The organism is Solibacillus kalamii (genome assembly GCF_002174535.1).
In the GTDB taxonomy this organism is placed as follows: Bacteria; Bacillota; Bacilli; order Bacillales_A; family Planococcaceae; genus Solibacillus; species Solibacillus silvestris.
Genome location: NZ_NHNT01000002.1, coordinates 585,545 through 603,042 on the forward strand (window position 1 = coordinate 585,545; position 17,498 = coordinate 603,042).

The window sequence follows — 17,498 nt, forward strand, 5'->3', positions numbered from 1 at the left end:
TGGAATTTGAACCTGTATTGAAATGACAATCGTCTAATAGCAGAATTGAAATTGAATTGTAAGGAGGGCAGTATATTGGATAGTGAAGAAAAGGATTATTTATTAGAAAAAATTATGATTGAATATGGGAATGAACTGGTCCGGCTTGCATTTTCCTATGTGAAAGATAAAGAAATCGCGAAAGACCTTGTTCAAAATACGTTTATTAAATGCTACAACAATCTGGATTCGTTCCGATTTGAAGCACAAATCAAAACATGGCTTTACCGGATAACAATTAATGAATGCAAGGATTATTTAAAAAGCTGGCATTACAAAATGGTCCAGGTGAAAAGTTTTATTAATGAAACAACTAAGGCTGTATTACCATCAATAGAAAAAACAGTTATCGATAAATATAAGGAGGAAGAAATAAAAGACATCATTTTTGCACTTTCAAAAATATATCGAGAAGTTGTTTATCTGTATTATTATGATTCATTAAGCACAGAGGAAATTGCCGAAGTTTTAGGGGTTTCTGTAAATACAGTGAAAACTCGATTAAGAAGAGCAAAACAAAGGTTAGGTCCGATGATCAAGGAGGCAGAACTTAATGGAAGATAATCGATTCAGAGAAAAATATATGACGGATCAAGAGTTAAATTTCACAAAAGAGGACCGTAATAAAGTATTCGAACAAATCCACAAATCACAGACGGATAATTACAGACAAAAGAAATCTTTTAGTTCTCCTAACAAAAGTATTCCGTTTACAGTTTCTTTTTTAGTGGCAGGTCTTTGTTTATTTTTGTTTCTACCATCGATGCTTCAGGGAGATGTCAATGAAAACACTAACAGCAGCGATCTTAATACAGAACCCAATACAACTGTTCCAAGTACTAAAGGAATAGAAGATGCAAAAGTGTTAACCACTCTAATTACGATTAAGTCTAAAGAAATGGATAATCGAATCTATCTCAATTTATTACTATCGTACAGTAGAGATAAAAAAAAGATGAAGGTTGTATCGCTCCCTTATGATACATATGCACCCATAGGAGAAAACTCGGATGGGACTTTAATAAATGATAAATTGTTATTTGCATATAATTTTGGAGGCGCTGAGAATGTACGAACAACTGTATCAAAATTATTTGATTTACCAATTGATTATTTTGCGGTGATCGATCTCGACACTTTTTCAACACTCATTGAAACCATGAATGGTATTGAGTATGATTTGCAGGATGATATTACAGTAAGAGGGATAACACAAGTGGCTTTGGAATTTAAAAAGGGAGTAAATCATTTAAATGGAGAAGAGGTCGTAGCACTGATGATAGCTGCTACAGAGTCAAATAAATTGGATGAGGGTACTCTTTTAACGCTTATCGATGCTGTAATGGATAAAACGGAAAATGAAATTTCACCAATACAAATAAAAGAACGGTTTGCTCAAATAGAAACTAACATTTCTATTGATCAATTACTAGATAATCAAATTGAATTTAAATCAGTAACATCGTTATCTTTAAGTGGTGGAATGATAGATGATGCAATTACAATAAGCAAATCCGAAGGCAAACATATTTACCGGTTTGAAAAGGATTTTTTAAATGCCGTTTCACACCAGTTAACCACATTTAAATAATATAAGGGGTTACTATAACCTGCTAACAAGATAAAAAGGGCTCGATCCACTTATGGTAACCGAGCCTAGATTAATTTTCCGTTTATCTAGTTGACACATAAATAATACAGCGTTCCACAAACTCCAAGACATCTGTGGAAATTGGATATAGTCCAGTTTCTTCAGCAGGCAGTTTTCTTACCTTCCAGAACTTTTCTATTAAATTGTCATCCCCTTGAAACGTATCATTTGATAACTCAATAAGCTTACTGGCAATTTCAATACCTTGCAGGGATTCTGCCTGAATACCTTCGTCTATATAGGATTCAACTTGATTTAATAATAAAATATATTGGTGGGTCATCTCATCATTGTTACTAAGGCTTGGAATCGTATTTAGTAAAAGAACTTTTTCGTCATCTTGAAAATAATCGATCCACTTTTTTGTCGTACTTTGTGATTGTTGAACAAGTTTGGAAATATGGTCCCATGATAAATCTTGTTCTACGTCTATCATATTAATTAAAGATGTCGTATTCGCTATACTTGTTTGAAGCTTTGATGATTGTTCCTGCAAATAATTGTAGTGTGAAATAAGAATTTGTTTATACGTTAATTGATCTAAAAGAAGTCGAATTTCCTCTAAAGGAAGTGAAAGGGACTTTAAAATAATAATTTTCTCTAATTGGAACAAGTCTTCTTCCGAGTAGTATCGTTTTCCGTGTTCATCTTTAAAACTAGGTGTAAGAAGTTTGATCTGATCGTAATAGCGTAATGTCCGAATCGATATATTTCTTTGTTTACTAACTTCCCCTGTAGTCCATCGTTTCATGTCAGTCCTCCTTAAAAAAGCTTGCAGGTTACGTTACGTAATCCAATATAGTGTCATTATACCATTTAAAGGAAGAGGGGAAAGGGATGGAAAATAATCAAAACAGTTGGAAAGTACAGGATCCTTGGGGTAGTAAAGAATTTATTATATTATTGTTACTGGAGTTTATTTTCGTTATTGGCTTTTTAAAGGGCGTTGTTTCACCGATGTATTCACAATGGCTCAATAATGATTTATACGCTGGGACCTTAATGGGGCTAACGATAGCGATTATTTTAATAATGGGTGTTTATATTGTTGCCCTCCGTCCAAAAGCGCTTTCTTGGCGTGAAGTAGGACTAACGAGAATGAAAGTGAAAGACTGGAAAATTATCGTTGGTTATTCTGTCATTTTACTCGTTGGTGCGGTCATCATTGTTATACTTACTAGTTTTATCGGGAATACCTGGGAGAATAGCAAAACAGAATCCTTACAACAGAATGTGACTTTCCTGACAGTTCTTATCGCTTTTGTTTCTGCTGCTGTTATATCACCAATTTATGAGGAGATATTTTACCGTGGTTTTTTATATCGATGGTTACGTACGCGCATTGGATTTTTTGGAGCGATTTTAATCAGCTCCACAATTTTTACGATTGTACATATTCCTGCCTATAATGTAATGCCAGTAAATTTTTTTAGCGGGATTATTTTTGCACTAGCATATGAACGGACGAATTCGATTTGGCCATCCGTGATAATTCATGGTATTACGAATGGTATTATGGTTCTATTGACAAGTTTAGGGTAGTGCTGATTTTTTGCTCTTTTTTGAATATTTTTTTATTGATAAAACAAAAAAATATTACTGTTAATTCTATTGACGATTTAAAATTAACTTGATATTATTCTACTATTGTTTTTAGAAAATATAATATACCTTGTATAAATTCAAGAAGATGGCTTGAAAGTTTCTACCAGCTACCGATAATAGCTGACTACAAGGAATGGGTAATTAAATTTATTTTATTCCATTTTGTAGAGAAGCTTTGGCCAATTATTGGTCAAAGCTTTTTTTGTTCTAGGATAATAAATAATTGCTAACATTATAGCAACTAGGAGATTACAACATGAAAAACTTTTTCAAATTTGCAGAACGGGGTACTTCGTATAAAACGGAAACACTTGCAGGAATCACGACCTTCTTATCGATCGCCTATATTTTGATCGTCAATCCTATTATCCTAAGTCAATCTGGAATGGATCACGGAGCTGTATTCACTGCAACGGCGCTTACTGCTATTATCGGCACATTGCTAATGGGCATACTTGCGAACTTCCCGATCGCTATTGCACCGAGTATGGGATTAAACTCCTTCTTTACTTTTACAGTTTGTATTGGGATGGGCATTGATTGGCAAGTCACGTTAACAGGTGTTTTTGTTGCCGGCATCATCTTCTTGATTTTAAGTTTATTTAAAATTCGCGAAAAAATTATTAATATTATTCCAAGTGATTTAAAGTTCGCAATCGCTGCTGGTATTGGATTTTTCATCACATTTGTCGGATTGAAAAACGGTGGAATTGTGGAAGCGGATCCAGATACATTTGTTAAGATTGGCGATTTAACTTCACCGATGACATTATTAGCAATTCTAGGTATTTTCCTTACAATCATTATGTTAGTGAAAGGCATTAACGGCGGTATTTTCTACGCTATGGTCATTACAACAATTGTAGGGATGCTGTTCGGTAAAATCGAAGTACCATCTTCAATCGTTGGGAGTATCCCAAGCCTTGAACCGACATTTGGTGTTGTGTTTGGTCATTTAGATGAGATTTTTACAGCGGAAATCCTGACAGTTATTTTCACATTCTTAATTGTAGCTTTCTTTGATACAGCGGGAGCATTAATCGGATTAACAAGCCAAGCGGGCATGATGAAAGACAATAAAATTCCGAATATCGGAAAAGGGTTACTTGCCGATTCAGCTGCTGGAGTAATTGGTGCTGTTCTAGGGACATCAACTCCTGCGACAAGTGTTGAATCTTCTGCTGGTATTGCTGTAGGAGGAAAAACCGGCTTTACATCAGTAGTTATTGCAGCATGTTTCGTCGTTGCCTTATTCTTCTCACCACTTGTTAGCGTTATTTCTGTTGAAGTAACATCAGCTGCATTGATTATTGTAGGTGCACTAATGGCTATGGAAATTCGCAGAATTAACTGGACAAAGTTAGAGATTGTCATTCCGGCATTTTTAACAATTATTATGATGCCACTAACTTCTAGCGTGGTAATCGGGATCGGGTTAGGCTTTGTACTTTATCCAATTTGCCTAATCGCACAAAAGCGTGCTAAAGAAGTGCATCCGATTATGTATGTGCTTTGCCTGTTATTCCTTTTATACTTTGCTTTTATCGTATAAAGTGCTCCATTTTCTATAAATAGTTAAATTAAATAAATTAGAAAAGACATAGGTTAGTTCAGGCTAACCTATGTCTTTTTACTCTATTGAAAAAGAAAGCTTTTCTTACGCAATTTTCACTTGTTTCTATACCTGTTTTTTCATTTTTAGACATTAAATATTAGTGCTAATACACAAGTAACATTTGGATAATTATGTTAATATAGATAAGATAAAGCAAATGGAGAATTTTATTAGAAAGCCCAGATTTTGGCATTATTTTATGGAGGTTATTATGGATAAATGGAAAACTTTAAAATCAGAGTATATACATAAAAGTCCTTTCGGCAATATTCGAAAAGACGAATGCGAGCTTCCTAATGGTATTGTAATAGATGATTATTATGTAAACGAATATTCTGATTGGGTAAACGCAGTTGTACTAACAAAAGAAAACGAGATTGTTCTTGTTGAGCAGTACCGTTATGCTGGAAATGAATTTTACCTTGAAGTCCCTGCTGGAAAAATAGAAGAAAATGAAACATATGAGGAAGCAATAATCCGGGAAGTACGGGAAGAGACCGGTTTTATTTCAGAGAGCAATCCTGTTCTTTTGGGTGAATTCATGGTTAATCCGGCAACACAAACTAACAAGGTAATTACTTTTCTCTTGCTAGATGCTTTTAAGCAATTTGAACAAGATTTAGATGATACTGAAGAGCTTACTATTAATTTAATTGATTTTAATGAAATGGATCGTTTGATAAAGTCAAAGCAGATTAATACACAACTGTTCACAGCCCATGCTTACATGATGGCTAAAATGTACCTTATGGAAAAACAAGTGAATATCTAAATATATAGAAGAAAATGAGGTGAGAAAATGTCACACGTAAGAATACGATGTACAGGATTGATCATCGAAAATAATTCAGTACTTTTAGTGGAGTATGATGATAATGGGATACATTATAATTTACCAGGCGGGGGACTTGAGCCCGGGGAGACAATAGTAGAGGGTGTCGCAAGAGAAGTGTTTGAGGAAACTACGGCAGACGTTGAAGTTGGACCTTTAGCATTAATTTATGAGTTTCCCCCGCATAAGCAATCAGGAGATTATGATGCGAATGTGAAACATGGACTCCACCTTATTTTTGAATGTACTTTAAAGAATCACTCGATCCCGAAATTACCCGAATATCCAGATCCTAATCAAACGGCGGTGAAATGGATTCCTATAGAAGAATTGGATTCAATCTTGCTGCTGCCCAATATAAAACAGCAAATAAAGAACTATATTAATAATAGAAGAAATATTGAATTGATTGAGGATTACCGGCTGGAGAAACTCTATTTGAAATAAAAGTAAGACCAGTAATAAACATCTTCCTATCCAGAGGAACAAATTCATACCATTGTAAATACACTATATAACTCAACAGAGATTATTAAAAAATATAAAGATAACTACAATTTGAAATGTAAATTAGTTACGGTTATTTGTTTTAATCGTCAGCAATCACGTGGGCTTGTTATGAATAATAAGGTAATTGAATTTGCCAATCAAGTAAATGGAGAATTTGAATTCGATATTTATAATGACACCGACTAGGAAAGCATTTTAATGATAGAGTGGACTCCATTTATTGTGCTAAATCGTAATTACTGAAACTTTTTCAACTCGATTCCGTATAAAAGTATAACTAATCGTTTAGTTGGAGAGGGGAACATATATGTCTGAAAAAGGCTGTATAAAATGTGGGAGTAAGGATGCAAGCAAGAAAGAAGTGGCGATGACTGGTACAGGGTTATCCAAAATGTTTGATGTTCAGCACAATCAGTTTATAGTCGTTTACTGCAATAACTGTGGATATTCAGAGTTCTATAATAAAAAATCATCTTCAGCCTCAAATATTTTTGACCTGTTTTTTGGTTAATAAGAATAAATGTAGTTTTATTTTTAGACTTACCGAATTCTAAATGAACGAAATCAGAACTAATGATGTAAATGTCTTGCATTTTTTCTTGTGTGGCGTTAAGATAAGGTCAAGTTAATAGAACGGTTTGAGTTAAAGAGAGACCTTAAAGAACGCACAAAGCGATATTTGTGTGATGCTTTGAGGTCTCTCTTTTCTGTCTACATTAAGGAGGAATCATTATGTCAACAGCATCAGCTTTACAACGTTCAGTCATCATGAATGATTTACAGAGCAAAGACTATGACGTTTTAGTTATCGGAGGCGGTATTACAGGTGTGGGAATCGCACTTGATGCCATTACGCGCGGTTTATCCGTGGCATTAGTTGAAATGCAGGATTTTGCGGCAGGTACGTCAAGTCGCTCAACAAAATTAGTGCATGGCGGTTTACGCTATTTAAAACAATTTGAAATTAAAGAAGTAGCCGAATTGGGAAAAGAACGGGCAATCGTTTATGAAAATGGACCGCATGTAACGACACCAGTATGGATGTTATTGCCGTTCCATAAAGGCGGTACATTCGGTAAATTCACAACATCTGTTGGTTTACGGGTGTACGATTTCTTGGCGGGTGTAAAAAAATCAGAGCGCCGCTACATGTTAACGAGTGCGCAAACATTAGAAAAAGAACCTTTAGTGAAGCAAGGCGATTTATTAGGCGGCGGGGTTTACGTTGAATACCGTACTGATGATGCACGTTTAACAATTGAAGTGGCAAAATCTGCGATTGAAAAAGGTGCCGTTTTAGCAAACTATACAAAAGCTTCAGGTTTTTTATATAATGATGCGAAAAAGATTATCGGCATTGAAGCGACAGATTTACTATCTAATGAGACAATTCAAATTCATGCGAAAAAAGTCGTGAACGCAGCAGGTCCATGGGTGGATGATGTACGTAGCATTGAAGGGAAAACAAGCGGTAAACACTTAATTTTATCAAAAGGTGTGCATATCGTATTTGATCAATCGAAGTTCCCGTTAAAGCAGGCAGTTTATTTTGATACACCAGATGGCCGCATGGTTTTTGCGATTCCGCGTAACGGTAAAACGTATGTTGGTACGACAGATACGTTTTATGAAGGTGATCCTCGTAATATGGATATTGAACAATCTGATCGTGATTACATTATGAACGCTATTTACTATATGTTTCCTAATGTAAAAGTAACGGATGCAGATATTGAATCAAGTTGGGCTGGTGTACGTCCCTTAATTCATGAAGAAGGGAAAGGACCGTCAGAAATCTCCCGCCACGATGAAGTGTGGGAATCCGTTTCAGGCTTAGTTACAATTGCGGGTGGTAAATTAACAGGCTACCGTAAGATGGCGGAAGCTGTTGTAGATAAAATTGCGGCTAGCTTAAATACAGAATTTGGTGTAGCAAGCAAGCCATGTATAACAAAAAACATCCCGATTTCTGGTGGTGAAGTAGGCGGATCGAAGCATATCCAAACGTTTATTTCGAAAAAGATCGAGGTAGGTGTAAAAGCGGGCTTAACGCATGAAGATGCGGATTATTTAGCTCAGCATTACGGTTCTAATGTTGAAAAAGTATTTAGCTATGTGGCTAACGCAAACGACACGATGCCAAAAGCTTTATTTGCACAGCTGCAATATGGCATTGAGCATGAACTTGTGACGACGCCTGTCGATTTCTTTGTGCGCCGTACTGGTAATATGTTCTTTAATATCGCATCGGTATTGGCACACAAAGAGGCAGTCATTACCCATATGGCTCAACAGTTAAATTGGACGGATGCCCAATTATCGGAGTTTACAGAACTGTTAAACATTGAAATTAAGCGTGCAACAACCGCAAAATAATGTAAAATAATATTGTGATATAATTTTGGCTCATCGAATGCGTGAGAGATTTGAATTAACGCAGCCGATGAGCCATATTAATATAAACAGATTTCTAATTATAGGAGGATGTTATGCCGTTTAATGACCAAAAAATCATACCTGCTGCCCGAACAATTAAACAGTTTGATAAAGTAGTAAAAAGTGAATTTGAATATATCGTATTGCTTGAAGTGCATTTAAGTCATTTGCGTGCACTTAAACAAGAGGCCGAACGTCATGGGAAAAAATTAATTATTCATGCGGATTTAATTCACGGCTTGAAGACAGACAATTTTGCTGCGGATTTTTTATGTAACGATATTCGTCCGGCAGGCATTATTTCAACACGCTCCAATATGATTTTAAAGGCGAAATCTCGCGGTATTTTAGCGATTCAACGTGTCTTTTTAATCGACACAATTGCACTTGAAAAAAGCTATTCACTTCTTGAACAAACGGCACCAGATTTTATTGAGTTACTTCCAGGTGTTATCCCTGACATGATAAAAGAAGTATCAACGCATACAGGCATCCCGGTTATTACAGGGGGCTTAATTCGGACGGATGATCAAATTAAGCAGGCATTTGATGCAGGTGCAATTGCCATTACTACATCCAATAAAGAATTGTGGAAACGTTTCCAAAAAGTTGTTGACTAATGAATAATTTCAAACTATTATGATTACTAAGTCAATAAATACGTGGTTGAGTGAAGGAGTCCGCATGTAGCTTTGTTTTACGTGATAACGTAAAACAATTGTTACTTGCGGACTTTTTTTCTTCTAAGTATTTTATGATCGGAATATACATGAGCTAAGGAGGTTATGGAATGTCAACATTTACAGCCGAGTTAGTCGGTACGATGCTACTAATATTATTCGGTGGAGGCGTTGTAGCGGGAGTTTCATTGCACAAATCAAAAGGTCAAGGTGGCGGTTGGGTCGTTATCACATTTGCATGGGGCTTTGCCGTAGCGATGGCAGCTTATGCAGTAGGAGGTATTAGCGGGGCGCACTTAAATCCGGCATTAACAATCGCTCTCGCAACAATTGGCAACTTTGCATGGGCAGATGTACCATTGTTTATCGTTGCACAACTTCTCGGAGCGTTTTTAGGGGCTGTGTTAGTGTATTTTGTTTATTTACCGCACTGGAAAGGCACAAAAGACAAAGGCGCAAAACTGGGCGTATTCTCTACAACACCGGCAGTAAAGCATATTCCTTCCAACATGATTGCCGAGATGGTCGGCACATTCGCGTTAGTGCTGGGGATATTAGCGTTAGGGACAAACGAAATAACAGCAGGATTAAATCCATTTTTAGTTGGTATTTTAATTGTTGTAATTGGTATGGCATTGGGTGGTCCAACTGGTTATGCGATTAACCCGGCCCGTGACTTAGGTCCACGTATTGCACACGCGCTTTTACCGATTCCAGGTAAAGGAGATTCAGCTTGGTGGTATGCATGGGTACCTGTAGTTGCCCCAATTATCGGCGGTGTTTACGGTGCAGTATTCTTTAGCTTCATCTGGAATGGAGCAGATGCAACATTGTTCTGGATTTTCAGTGTAGTGGTAGCGGCGATTTTCGTAGCTGCACAAATGACAGTATCAACAGTAGAAGAGTAGGAGGATTTGAGGATGACAGAAAAATTTATGATGGCGCTAGACCAAGGTACAACAAGTTCTCGTGCAATTTTATTTGATAAAAATGGCACGGTATTTCATACAGCACAGCAGGAGTTCCCGCAATATTTCCCGGAATCAGGTTGGGTAGAGCATAACCCGGAACAAATTTGGTCTTCTGTGCTTTCATGTATCGCGGCTGTGTTATCGGAGAAAAATATACTCGCAAGTCAAATTGCAGGGATTGGTATTACAAACCAGCGCGAAACGACGGTTGTATGGGATAAACATACAGGTCATCCGATTTACAATGCAATTGTCTGGCAATCGCGACAAACTGCTGAAATTTGTGAAGATTTAAAAGCGCGAGGCTTAAATGATATGTTCCGAGATAAAACAGGCTTGCTTATTGATGCGTACTTCTCGGGTACAAAAGTGAAATGGATTTTAGACAATGTAGAAGGCGCTCGCGAAAAAGCGGAAAATGGGGATCTTTTATTCGGTACGATCGATACTTGGATCATTTGGAAATTAACGAACGGTAAAGTGCACGTAACGGATTATTCAAACGCATCCCGAACATTAATGTTCAATATTTACGATTTGAAGTGGGATGAAGAGCTTCTTGATATTTTAACAGTTCCAGCTTCGATGCTTCCAGAAGTGCGTTCTTCTTCAGAAGTTTACGGTCATACAGATGCGGATAATCTTTTCGGTCAAGAAATTCCAATCGCAGGTATCGCGGGCGACCAACAAGCAGCATTATTCGGGCAAGCTTGCTTTGAGCAAGGAATGGTGAAAAATACATATGGCACTGGTTGCTTTATGTTAATGAACACAGGTGAAAAGGCGGTAAAATCTGATCATGGTTTATTAACGACAATTGCATGGGGCCTAGACGGCAAAGTAACGTATGCCCTCGAGGGAAGTATTTTCGTAGCCGGCTCTGCTATCCAGTGGCTTCGTGATGGCTTACGTATGTTCCGTAAAGCTGAGGAAAGTGAAGCATATGCAGCTCGTGTAACATCTTCAGAAGGTGTTTATGTTGTGCCGGCATTCGTTGGATTAGGTACTCCTTACTGGGATTCAGATGTGCGCGGTGCAGTATTTGGCTTAACACGTGGTACGGAAAAAGAGCATTTCGTACGGGCAACTCTTGAGTCACTTGCCTATCAAACACGTGATGTATTAGGTGCAATGGAAGCGGATTCAGGAATTCCGTTAAGCACATTACGTGTAGATGGCGGAGCAGTGAAAAATAATTTCTTAATGCAATTCCAGTCAGATCTTTTAAATGTGCCAGTAGATCGCCCGGTTGTAAATGAAACAACGGCTTTAGGTGCTGCTTATTTGGCAGGTTTAGCAGTAGGATATTGGGAGACATTAGATGACATCTCTCACTACTGGAATTTAGACCACAAATTCGAACCTGAGATGGACGAAAAAGAGCGCGAAGCTTTATATACAGGCTGGGGCAAAGCGGTAAAGGCGGCACAGACATTTAAATAGTGTAGTGAACTTTCTATGAGTCTAGTGAATGTCATGGCCTAATTTCTTATCTAAAAACAATGATGATTTTCGAAGAGAGCTGTAAGAAAAGCGATGGAGCTTTTCTTACAGCTTTTTTATAATGAAACACCTTTTTTTATAATACGGCAATTGGGTTTTTAAGTAAACAATTGTCATAATTGTTACATTCGTTATCCAATTGCAAAAGAAGCGCCATTCATTCCCTAATGATTTTACAGTCTCTCTCTAGTAAGCTTGTAATAGACAACTAGAAAGGATTGATTCAATAATGTTGAAAAAAAGTATCGTGTTGTTCTTTAGTATGATGCTATTTGCGTTACCAGCTACTGCATCTGCAGCTACTTATACAGTAAAAAGTGGGGACACGCTTTGGAAGATTGCCTCTAAAAATCAAATCGGTCTAAGCGAATTAATTTCTTTAAACCCTACATTAAAAAATCCAGATATGATCTATGTCGGAGATAAAATTAATATTTCTGAAAATGAACAACAAGCAGTAGAAGAGCAAGTAGTTAGCCTAGTAAATAAGGAACGCGCGCAACAAGGATTAGCACCACTTAAAATCGATTGGGAATTAGCACGGGTTGCAAAATATAAGTCACAAGATATGCACGACAAAAATTATTTTAGCCATACAAGCCCAACTTACGGCTCACCATTTGATATGATGAAACAATTCGGTATCAGCTATAAAGCAGCAGGTGAAAATATTGCAAAAGGTCAAAAATCCGCTGCGCAAGTAATGGATGGATGGATGAATAGTTCAGGCCACCGAGCAAACATTATGGATGCGAAATTTACGCATATTGGTGTAGGCTACGTTAAAGATGGGAACTACTGGACACAAATGTTTATAAAAAAATAAAAAAATCATTAGTTAGCGGGAAATAATTACATATTTTTCGAGCAAATATCTTTAGATGAGAGTCAATAGTACCTTATCGAACAAATGGGCGTGATTCTGTAAAAAGAATCATGCCCGTTTTTATTATAGAAATATCGTGAGTCATAAAAATAAAATGGTGGATGTAAAATGGAGGATCTTCTTGCAGACCGTGTTTGTGTTAGAGGAATGCAAGGATGGAGCAACGCGAAACAAATAAAGGCAAATAAAAACTGAATCCGGTACAGTACCGAACTCAGTTTAAATATTTCTAATTGAATTAACCCAGTTATACTTTAATGGGTCACTTTAAAATTGGGTGCTACTCATATTTTATTACGGTGTTTCTGTTAATTCTTCTTTAGAAGATTGTTCCTCAGCTGCTGCATCGCCAGCTCCTTCTGTAATTACTGGTAAATTAATATATAATTTACCTGCAGCTTTTTGACGAGTTTCGTTATTGAAACCATCGATTGCAATTACTTCAATCACTGCACCGTTTGCAACAGTATCAGCAGGAACTGTCCAATAGCCCACATAATGACCATTTCCTTGTTCCATCATTGGTAATTCAGTTGCATTTTGAACTACGTTTGTTAATGGCATATGGATCACAAAAGTAGGTTTTAATCCTGGCTCACTATCAAACTCAATTTTAACTGTCTTACCCGTTGTAATTGTAATGTCTGTAGCTGGTTTTAAGTTTGAAATTATTGGTGCATCGAAATCAGCAGTTACAGTAACTGTCTTAGAAACACTGTTGCCAGCTTTGTCTGTAGCTACTACTGTGATTTCATTCGCTCCATTATCAAGAATAATACGGTGCGAATATTTTCCGTTACTAATCTTTGCGTTAAAGCCATTAACAGTTACTGTGTCAATATTTTCATCAGTAATTAAACCTTCTACAGTTACTGTTTCACGATTTACTTTTTCACCATTAGATGGTTTGTCGATTGTTAGTTCAGGAGCTACCGTATCCAAAGTCACTAGAACCGGAGTTGATTCACCTGTTACACGACCATCTAATTTTGAAAGAACTGAAAATTCATTAGCACCCTCAACTAAGTTTGCTTTAATTTCAAATTTGCCATCGTCACCGACTACTGCTGTTGTTACGACTTCTCCATTCTGTTTTAACTCAATTGTTGTTGTTGGAGAGGCTGTTCCAGTAATTGTTGTTTCAGCTTCATTTGTGATGGAATTTGTAGCAGGAGAAGTGATTACTGGGCCAACTACTTCATAGCTAACGCGTGCGCGAATCATATAGTTTCCTTCGCTGGCAGGTGCTGTAGCCCAAGCCCCTGAAACATGCTGATAGCTTCTTGCTGCATTTTTGCCATCTTCATCCGTTGCAAGACCTGGCGAATTCGGGTTTGCAACTGTTTGACGGTAAATCATATAGAAGTCACCATTGACAACAATATTGTGTTCTGTAAGGTCTACAACTGTCCATTCACCATTTCGAAGAGCAGTTGCATCAATCGGGCCAGCTAATTGTTTGCCAGGCGTACCGTCTGCACCGGTAGCATCCCAAACTTCAACTGCAAAGGCAGTTCCACCTGGGTTAGGCCATTCAGTTGTCCAAAAACGGAATACACCATCTGTCACAATACCGTTTTCTTTACCTTCTGGAAGAGTCATTTTTACGGCCCATGCATTTCCAGCTGCATTGAATGCGCGTGCATTTTCAGCAGTGCCATCATCATAGCCGATTTCACCACCTGGATATGTGTAGAACGGCTCAAGTGAAATGTTTTGTGGTGATAGTTCACCTGTAAGCGTTACAGGGATTTCTTTTCCGTGGTAGCCACGAGCAATTACTTTTAATGTGTACGTACCTACATATGCTGTAAGGGTAAAATTACCGTTAGCGTCTGTTTGGACAGGGGCGATATTTGCGTCTTCAACTAGAATAACTGTTGCACCTTCGATTGCTTCTCCTGTTGATTGATCAGTAATTGTACCGCTTATTGTATTATGCTCAATTTCATCTAATGTGAAATTCGCAGTAGAAGTGCTATCCGCCTCGATTGTGACTGATTGTACTTCAGATGTGAAACCGTAAGCTTCCGCTTTTACATTAAATGTTCCAGTACCATGTGTGAGTTTGTATGAACCGTCAGCCGGGCTTGAATATACCGAACGTCCTGATTCTAGGACACTTACTTGAGCTCCTAATGGAAGAAGTGTTGGATTGTTGATTACTTCAATTTCAGGTACCTTTTCTTTTGAAAGTATATCAGGTTTAATTGTCTTTGGATCTACAGCTTCTTTTAATGCCTCTTTATCTTTTCCGTTTCCGTTATTCCCGTTGTTATTACCTTTATTACCAGTTTCATTTCCTTTACCATTCGCGTTTCCATTATTATTGTTTTTCCCTTTAGAGACTTTACCAGTTTGAGATACGTTAGTTAATGCCACATCATCAATATACCAGCCATCTCGTTGTACACTAGAATCTGAGAATGCATTGAAACCGATATAGATACGTTGTCCAGCATAGTCTGATAAATCAACCTCTGCATCCAACCAACCATTTGATTGACCTTGAACCATTAATAATTGTGTCCAGTTTTCTTGGTCTGTTGAAACAAATACATGTCCATAATCATACGCTCTACCAGAACTAGCTTGTTCGAAGTTATGCCATTGTTTAAATTGTAGGTAAGAGTTTCCTTCAGGCAGGTCAATTGGAGGTGCAACAAGTGTCGCATTCATGCTATTTGCATATGTGCCAGATAAGTTTGTTGCATAAACCTTTTCACCTGAAGCTGCATTTACTGGGCCAGATGTTGGTACCCCCCAATCCCAGCTATCATTCGTACCAAATGAGTACCAGCCAATCGGTTGTGTTTCAAAGTTTTCAGAATAACCAACAGTGATCCCTGGTTTTACTTCTACAACGTACTCATCACTATTTACTTCATTGTTACCAAAGTCATTAATTGTCCATTTGTACGTAAATGAATTACCAGAGATTAATTCGCCCGGTATAACTACAGCGAATTCACCAGCTTTATGATCGCCCGATTTTCGTCCAGCCGGGATTTGTTGCCATGTATTATTTTCATCTTTGTAGTTAAGTACTACTGATGAAACACTAATGTTATCACTGACTGCAACAGTTAAATTTAAATCCATCCCTGCATAAGTTTCATGTGGGGCTGTATGATCGAATTGAGGTGCTTCAGTATCAGTTCCTGCTTTTGTGACTTGACCTTCAAGTGTACCTAATCCGGAAATAATTGAAGAAACCGCTTCATATGCGTCCACCAACCCATAACCATATCCATGGTTAGGTGTAGTAGGGTATTGACTGTCTGTTAGTGGATTGGCAGTGTCTAGTAGAATCTGTTCCATTTCATCTACTGTTAAATTTGCATTCACTTGACGTAAGAGGGCAGCCACACCTGATACAGCAGGACCGGCCATCGATGTACCATTCCAACCGCCTTCATAACCTCCACCCGGAACAGATGAACGAATGTTAACACCAGGTGCAGAAATATCTGGTTTAATTTCAGCATAAGGGGAAGGACCACGTAGAGAGAAATTACCAACTAAGTTATTAATGTCCGTCGCGCCTGTAGCAAAAGATTCCGGATAGTTGGCTGGTGCAGCAACAGATCCAGCTCCACCTGGATTTGTGAACGTTGTATTACCTGCAGAGAATTCGGGGAAGATTTCTGCTGCACGCCAGTTAATAACAACATCACGGTACCATTCGTCTAATCCAGCCCCACCGCCCCAAGAGTTATTCACGACATCTGGCGCCATATCAACGCGCGGGTTTCCGTTAGCATCTGTTGGTGCTAAAATCCACTGAGCTGCCTCTAATAGATCGGCATCTGTACCACCGCTTGCAGTGAAAGCTTTAACAGCAATATACTTCGCCCCAGGTGCAACTCCAATTTGATTTGAGCCATTTTGTTCACTACCGACCATTGTACCAGTAACATGTGTTCCATGGTCTACGTCGTCATATGGAGTAGCTCTTCCTGCAGAAGTCGAATCATACCAGCTATAATCATGAGAAACTTCTCCAGTGGCTTTGTTATAGCCGCGGTATTTTTCTTTTAAAGCTGGATGATCCCATTGAACGCCCGTATCAATACTTGCAACTACTGTACCTGAACCATCTATGCCCATTTCCCAAACTTCAGGTGCATTGACCCGTTCAATATTCCACTCAACGTTTGCAACTTCTGCATTTGGGGTTACAGCATTTTCAGTTTTGGTTGTAAAGAGCTGACGTGTTTCATTAGGTAAAATTTTCTCCACTTCTTCGAATGTAGCGATTTTTTCTGCCACTTCCTGAGTTGCTGTAACAGCAATTGCATTTACGATATAAAAGGATGTAATATCTGTTGCATTGCCACTAGCCGCTTCTTGATCAAGGAATTGCATTACTGATTGCTGAGATTCAATAGAGGTCGCCTTTAATTCAGAGACAACAGCAGAACGTTGCATCAACTTTGCATTCAGAGCAGATAAGTTTGATTCATCCGCCTTTTGGCGAGCAGCCGTAGCAACTTCGGAAGAATTCGCCTTATCTTTAAATTTGACTAAGAATGTTACTTTGTTATCCTCTTTGAAATTTTCAAGTAAGCGTTTATTCAATTTTTCACGTGCAGAACTAAAAGTACCGCTCGAACTCGAATCTCTAAATGATTCATAGAGTTGATTGGAAGCTGTTTGAGCGCTAGCAACACCTGGTGTCAATAAAGAAAACGTCATCGCTGCAGTAGCAAAAATACTAAGTGCTTTTTTAGAATTTTTTTTCTTCCTCAATTGTGTTCCTCCTTCGAT

15 protein-coding genes and 1 riboswitch are annotated in these 17,498 nt (G+C 37.9%); of the genes, 13 read left to right on the plus strand and 2 right to left on the minus strand.

The genetic code is table 11. From position 1 onward, the window contains the following. The first annotated feature begins 75 nt into the window (after nucleotides 1–75). Both CBM15_RS06700 and CBM15_RS06705 read left to right on the plus strand, forming a co-directional pair. A complete protein-coding gene (locus tag CBM15_RS06700) occupies nucleotides 76–603 on the plus strand; it encodes a sigma-70 family RNA polymerase sigma factor (RefSeq protein WP_087616472.1) in 528 nt (175 codons plus the stop codon). After that, nucleotides 593–1,630, plus strand: coding sequence for an LCP family protein (locus CBM15_RS06705; protein ID WP_087616474.1), 1,038 nt, complete (start codon nucleotides 593–595; stop codon nucleotides 1,628–1,630). Before CBM15_RS06700 ends, CBM15_RS06705 begins: the two co-directional genes overlap by 11 nt. Nucleotides 1,631–1,712: 82 nt before the next feature. On the opposite strand, the gene CBM15_RS06710 is transcribed toward CBM15_RS06705, so the two are convergent. Continuing rightward, nucleotides 1,713–2,441, minus strand: a complete 729-nt coding sequence (locus CBM15_RS06710; protein WP_087616476.1) for a MerR family transcriptional regulator — start codon at nucleotides 2,439–2,441, stop codon at nucleotides 1,713–1,715. A gap of 86 nt (nucleotides 2,442–2,527) precedes the next feature. Here CBM15_RS06710 and CBM15_RS06715 point away from each other — a divergent pair, with 86 nt between their 5' ends. From CBM15_RS06715 to CBM15_RS06765, 11 genes are all read left to right on the plus strand, one after another. Further along, on the plus strand, nucleotides 2,528–3,232 hold the full coding sequence (locus tag CBM15_RS06715; protein WP_087616478.1) for a CPBP family intramembrane glutamic endopeptidase: 705 nt from the start codon (nucleotides 2,528–2,530) through the stop codon (nucleotides 3,230–3,232). A 110-nt stretch (nucleotides 3,233–3,342) separates the two neighbouring features. Next, nucleotides 3,343–3,442: riboswitch (purine riboswitch) on the plus strand. A gap of 109 nt (nucleotides 3,443–3,551) precedes the next feature. Then, nucleotides 3,552–4,847, plus strand: coding sequence for an NCS2 family permease (locus CBM15_RS06720; RefSeq protein ID WP_087616480.1), 1,296 nt, complete (start codon nucleotides 3,552–3,554; stop codon nucleotides 4,845–4,847). 274 nt (nucleotides 4,848–5,121) lie between these two features. Then, nucleotides 5,122–5,682 (plus strand): NUDIX hydrolase, encoded by a 561-nt coding sequence (locus CBM15_RS06725; RefSeq protein ID WP_239534678.1) that lies wholly within the window; start codon nucleotides 5,122–5,124, stop codon nucleotides 5,680–5,682. 27 nt (nucleotides 5,683–5,709) lie between these two features. Then, complete coding sequence (locus CBM15_RS06730; protein WP_087616485.1) at nucleotides 5,710–6,189, plus strand: NUDIX domain-containing protein; 480 nt, start codon at nucleotides 5,710–5,712, stop codon at nucleotides 6,187–6,189. 42 nt (nucleotides 6,190–6,231) lie between these two features. After that, complete coding sequence (locus CBM15_RS06735; RefSeq protein WP_087616488.1) at nucleotides 6,232–6,438, plus strand: DUF4279 domain-containing protein; 207 nt, start codon at nucleotides 6,232–6,234, stop codon at nucleotides 6,436–6,438. A gap of 121 nt (nucleotides 6,439–6,559) precedes the next feature. Then, the gene (locus CBM15_RS06740) at nucleotides 6,560–6,763 is read left to right on the plus strand and encodes a zinc ribbon domain-containing protein (RefSeq protein ID WP_008403962.1); all 204 of its coding nucleotides are present in this window, start codon (nucleotides 6,560–6,562) and stop codon (nucleotides 6,761–6,763) included. Nucleotides 6,764–6,984: 221 nt separating this feature from the next. Then, nucleotides 6,985–8,628 (plus strand): glycerol-3-phosphate dehydrogenase/oxidase, encoded by a 1,644-nt coding sequence (locus CBM15_RS06745; protein WP_087616491.1) that lies wholly within the window; start codon nucleotides 6,985–6,987, stop codon nucleotides 8,626–8,628. Nucleotides 8,629–8,741: 113 nt separating this feature from the next. Then, nucleotides 8,742–9,308, plus strand: a complete 567-nt coding sequence (locus CBM15_RS06750) for a glycerol-3-phosphate responsive antiterminator (RefSeq protein ID WP_087616493.1) — start codon at nucleotides 8,742–8,744, stop codon at nucleotides 9,306–9,308. A gap of 170 nt (nucleotides 9,309–9,478) precedes the next feature. Then, nucleotides 9,479–10,276 (plus strand): MIP/aquaporin family protein, encoded by a 798-nt coding sequence (locus tag CBM15_RS06755; protein WP_087616496.1) that lies wholly within the window; start codon nucleotides 9,479–9,481, stop codon nucleotides 10,274–10,276. A 12-nt stretch (nucleotides 10,277–10,288) separates the two neighbouring features. Next, complete coding sequence (gene glpK / locus CBM15_RS06760) at nucleotides 10,289–11,782, plus strand: glycerol kinase GlpK (RefSeq protein WP_087616498.1); 1,494 nt, start codon at nucleotides 10,289–10,291, stop codon at nucleotides 11,780–11,782. Nucleotides 11,783–12,071: 289 nt separating this feature from the next. After that, entirely contained in the window at nucleotides 12,072–12,668 is a 597-nt protein-coding gene (locus CBM15_RS06765) for a CAP domain-containing protein (protein ID WP_087616500.1), read from the plus strand. Nucleotides 12,669–13,022: 354 nt separating this feature from the next. On the opposite strand, the gene CBM15_RS06770 is transcribed toward CBM15_RS06765, so the two are convergent. Continuing rightward, nucleotides 13,023–17,480, minus strand: a complete 4,458-nt coding sequence (locus CBM15_RS06770) for a S8 family peptidase (protein WP_087616502.1) — start codon at nucleotides 17,478–17,480, stop codon at nucleotides 13,023–13,025. Nucleotides 17,481–17,498 lie beyond the last annotated feature (18 nt).

Coding starts and splice junctions, on each gene's coding strand:
- glpK (WP_087616498.1), top strand. CDS start 10,289: ATGACAGAAAAATTTATGATGGCGCTAGACCAAGGTACAACAAGTTCT.
- CBM15_RS06765 (WP_087616500.1), top strand. CDS start 12,072: ATGTTGAAAAAAAGTATCGTGTTGTTCTTTAGTATGATGCTATTTGCG.
- CBM15_RS06720 (WP_087616480.1), top strand. CDS start 3,552: ATGAAAAACTTTTTCAAATTTGCAGAACGGGGTACTTCGTATAAAACG.
- CBM15_RS06725 (WP_239534678.1), top strand. CDS start 5,122: ATGGATAAATGGAAAACTTTAAAATCAGAGTATATACATAAAAGTCCT.
- CBM15_RS06730 (WP_087616485.1), top strand. CDS start 5,710: ATGTCACACGTAAGAATACGATGTACAGGATTGATCATCGAAAATAAT.
- CBM15_RS06755 (WP_087616496.1), top strand. CDS start 9,479: ATGTCAACATTTACAGCCGAGTTAGTCGGTACGATGCTACTAATATTA.
- CBM15_RS06745 (WP_087616491.1), top strand. CDS start 6,985: ATGTCAACAGCATCAGCTTTACAACGTTCAGTCATCATGAATGATTTA.
- CBM15_RS06715 (WP_087616478.1), top strand. CDS start 2,528: ATGGAAAATAATCAAAACAGTTGGAAAGTACAGGATCCTTGGGGTAGT.
- CBM15_RS06740 (WP_008403962.1), top strand. CDS start 6,560: ATGTCTGAAAAAGGCTGTATAAAATGTGGGAGTAAGGATGCAAGCAAG.
- CBM15_RS06705 (WP_087616474.1), top strand. CDS start 593: ATGGAAGATAATCGATTCAGAGAAAAATATATGACGGATCAAGAGTTA.
- CBM15_RS06750 (WP_087616493.1), top strand. CDS start 8,742: ATGCCGTTTAATGACCAAAAAATCATACCTGCTGCCCGAACAATTAAA.
- CBM15_RS06710 (WP_087616476.1), bottom strand. CDS start 2,441: ATGAAACGATGGACTACAGGGGAAGTTAGTAAACAAAGAAATATATCG.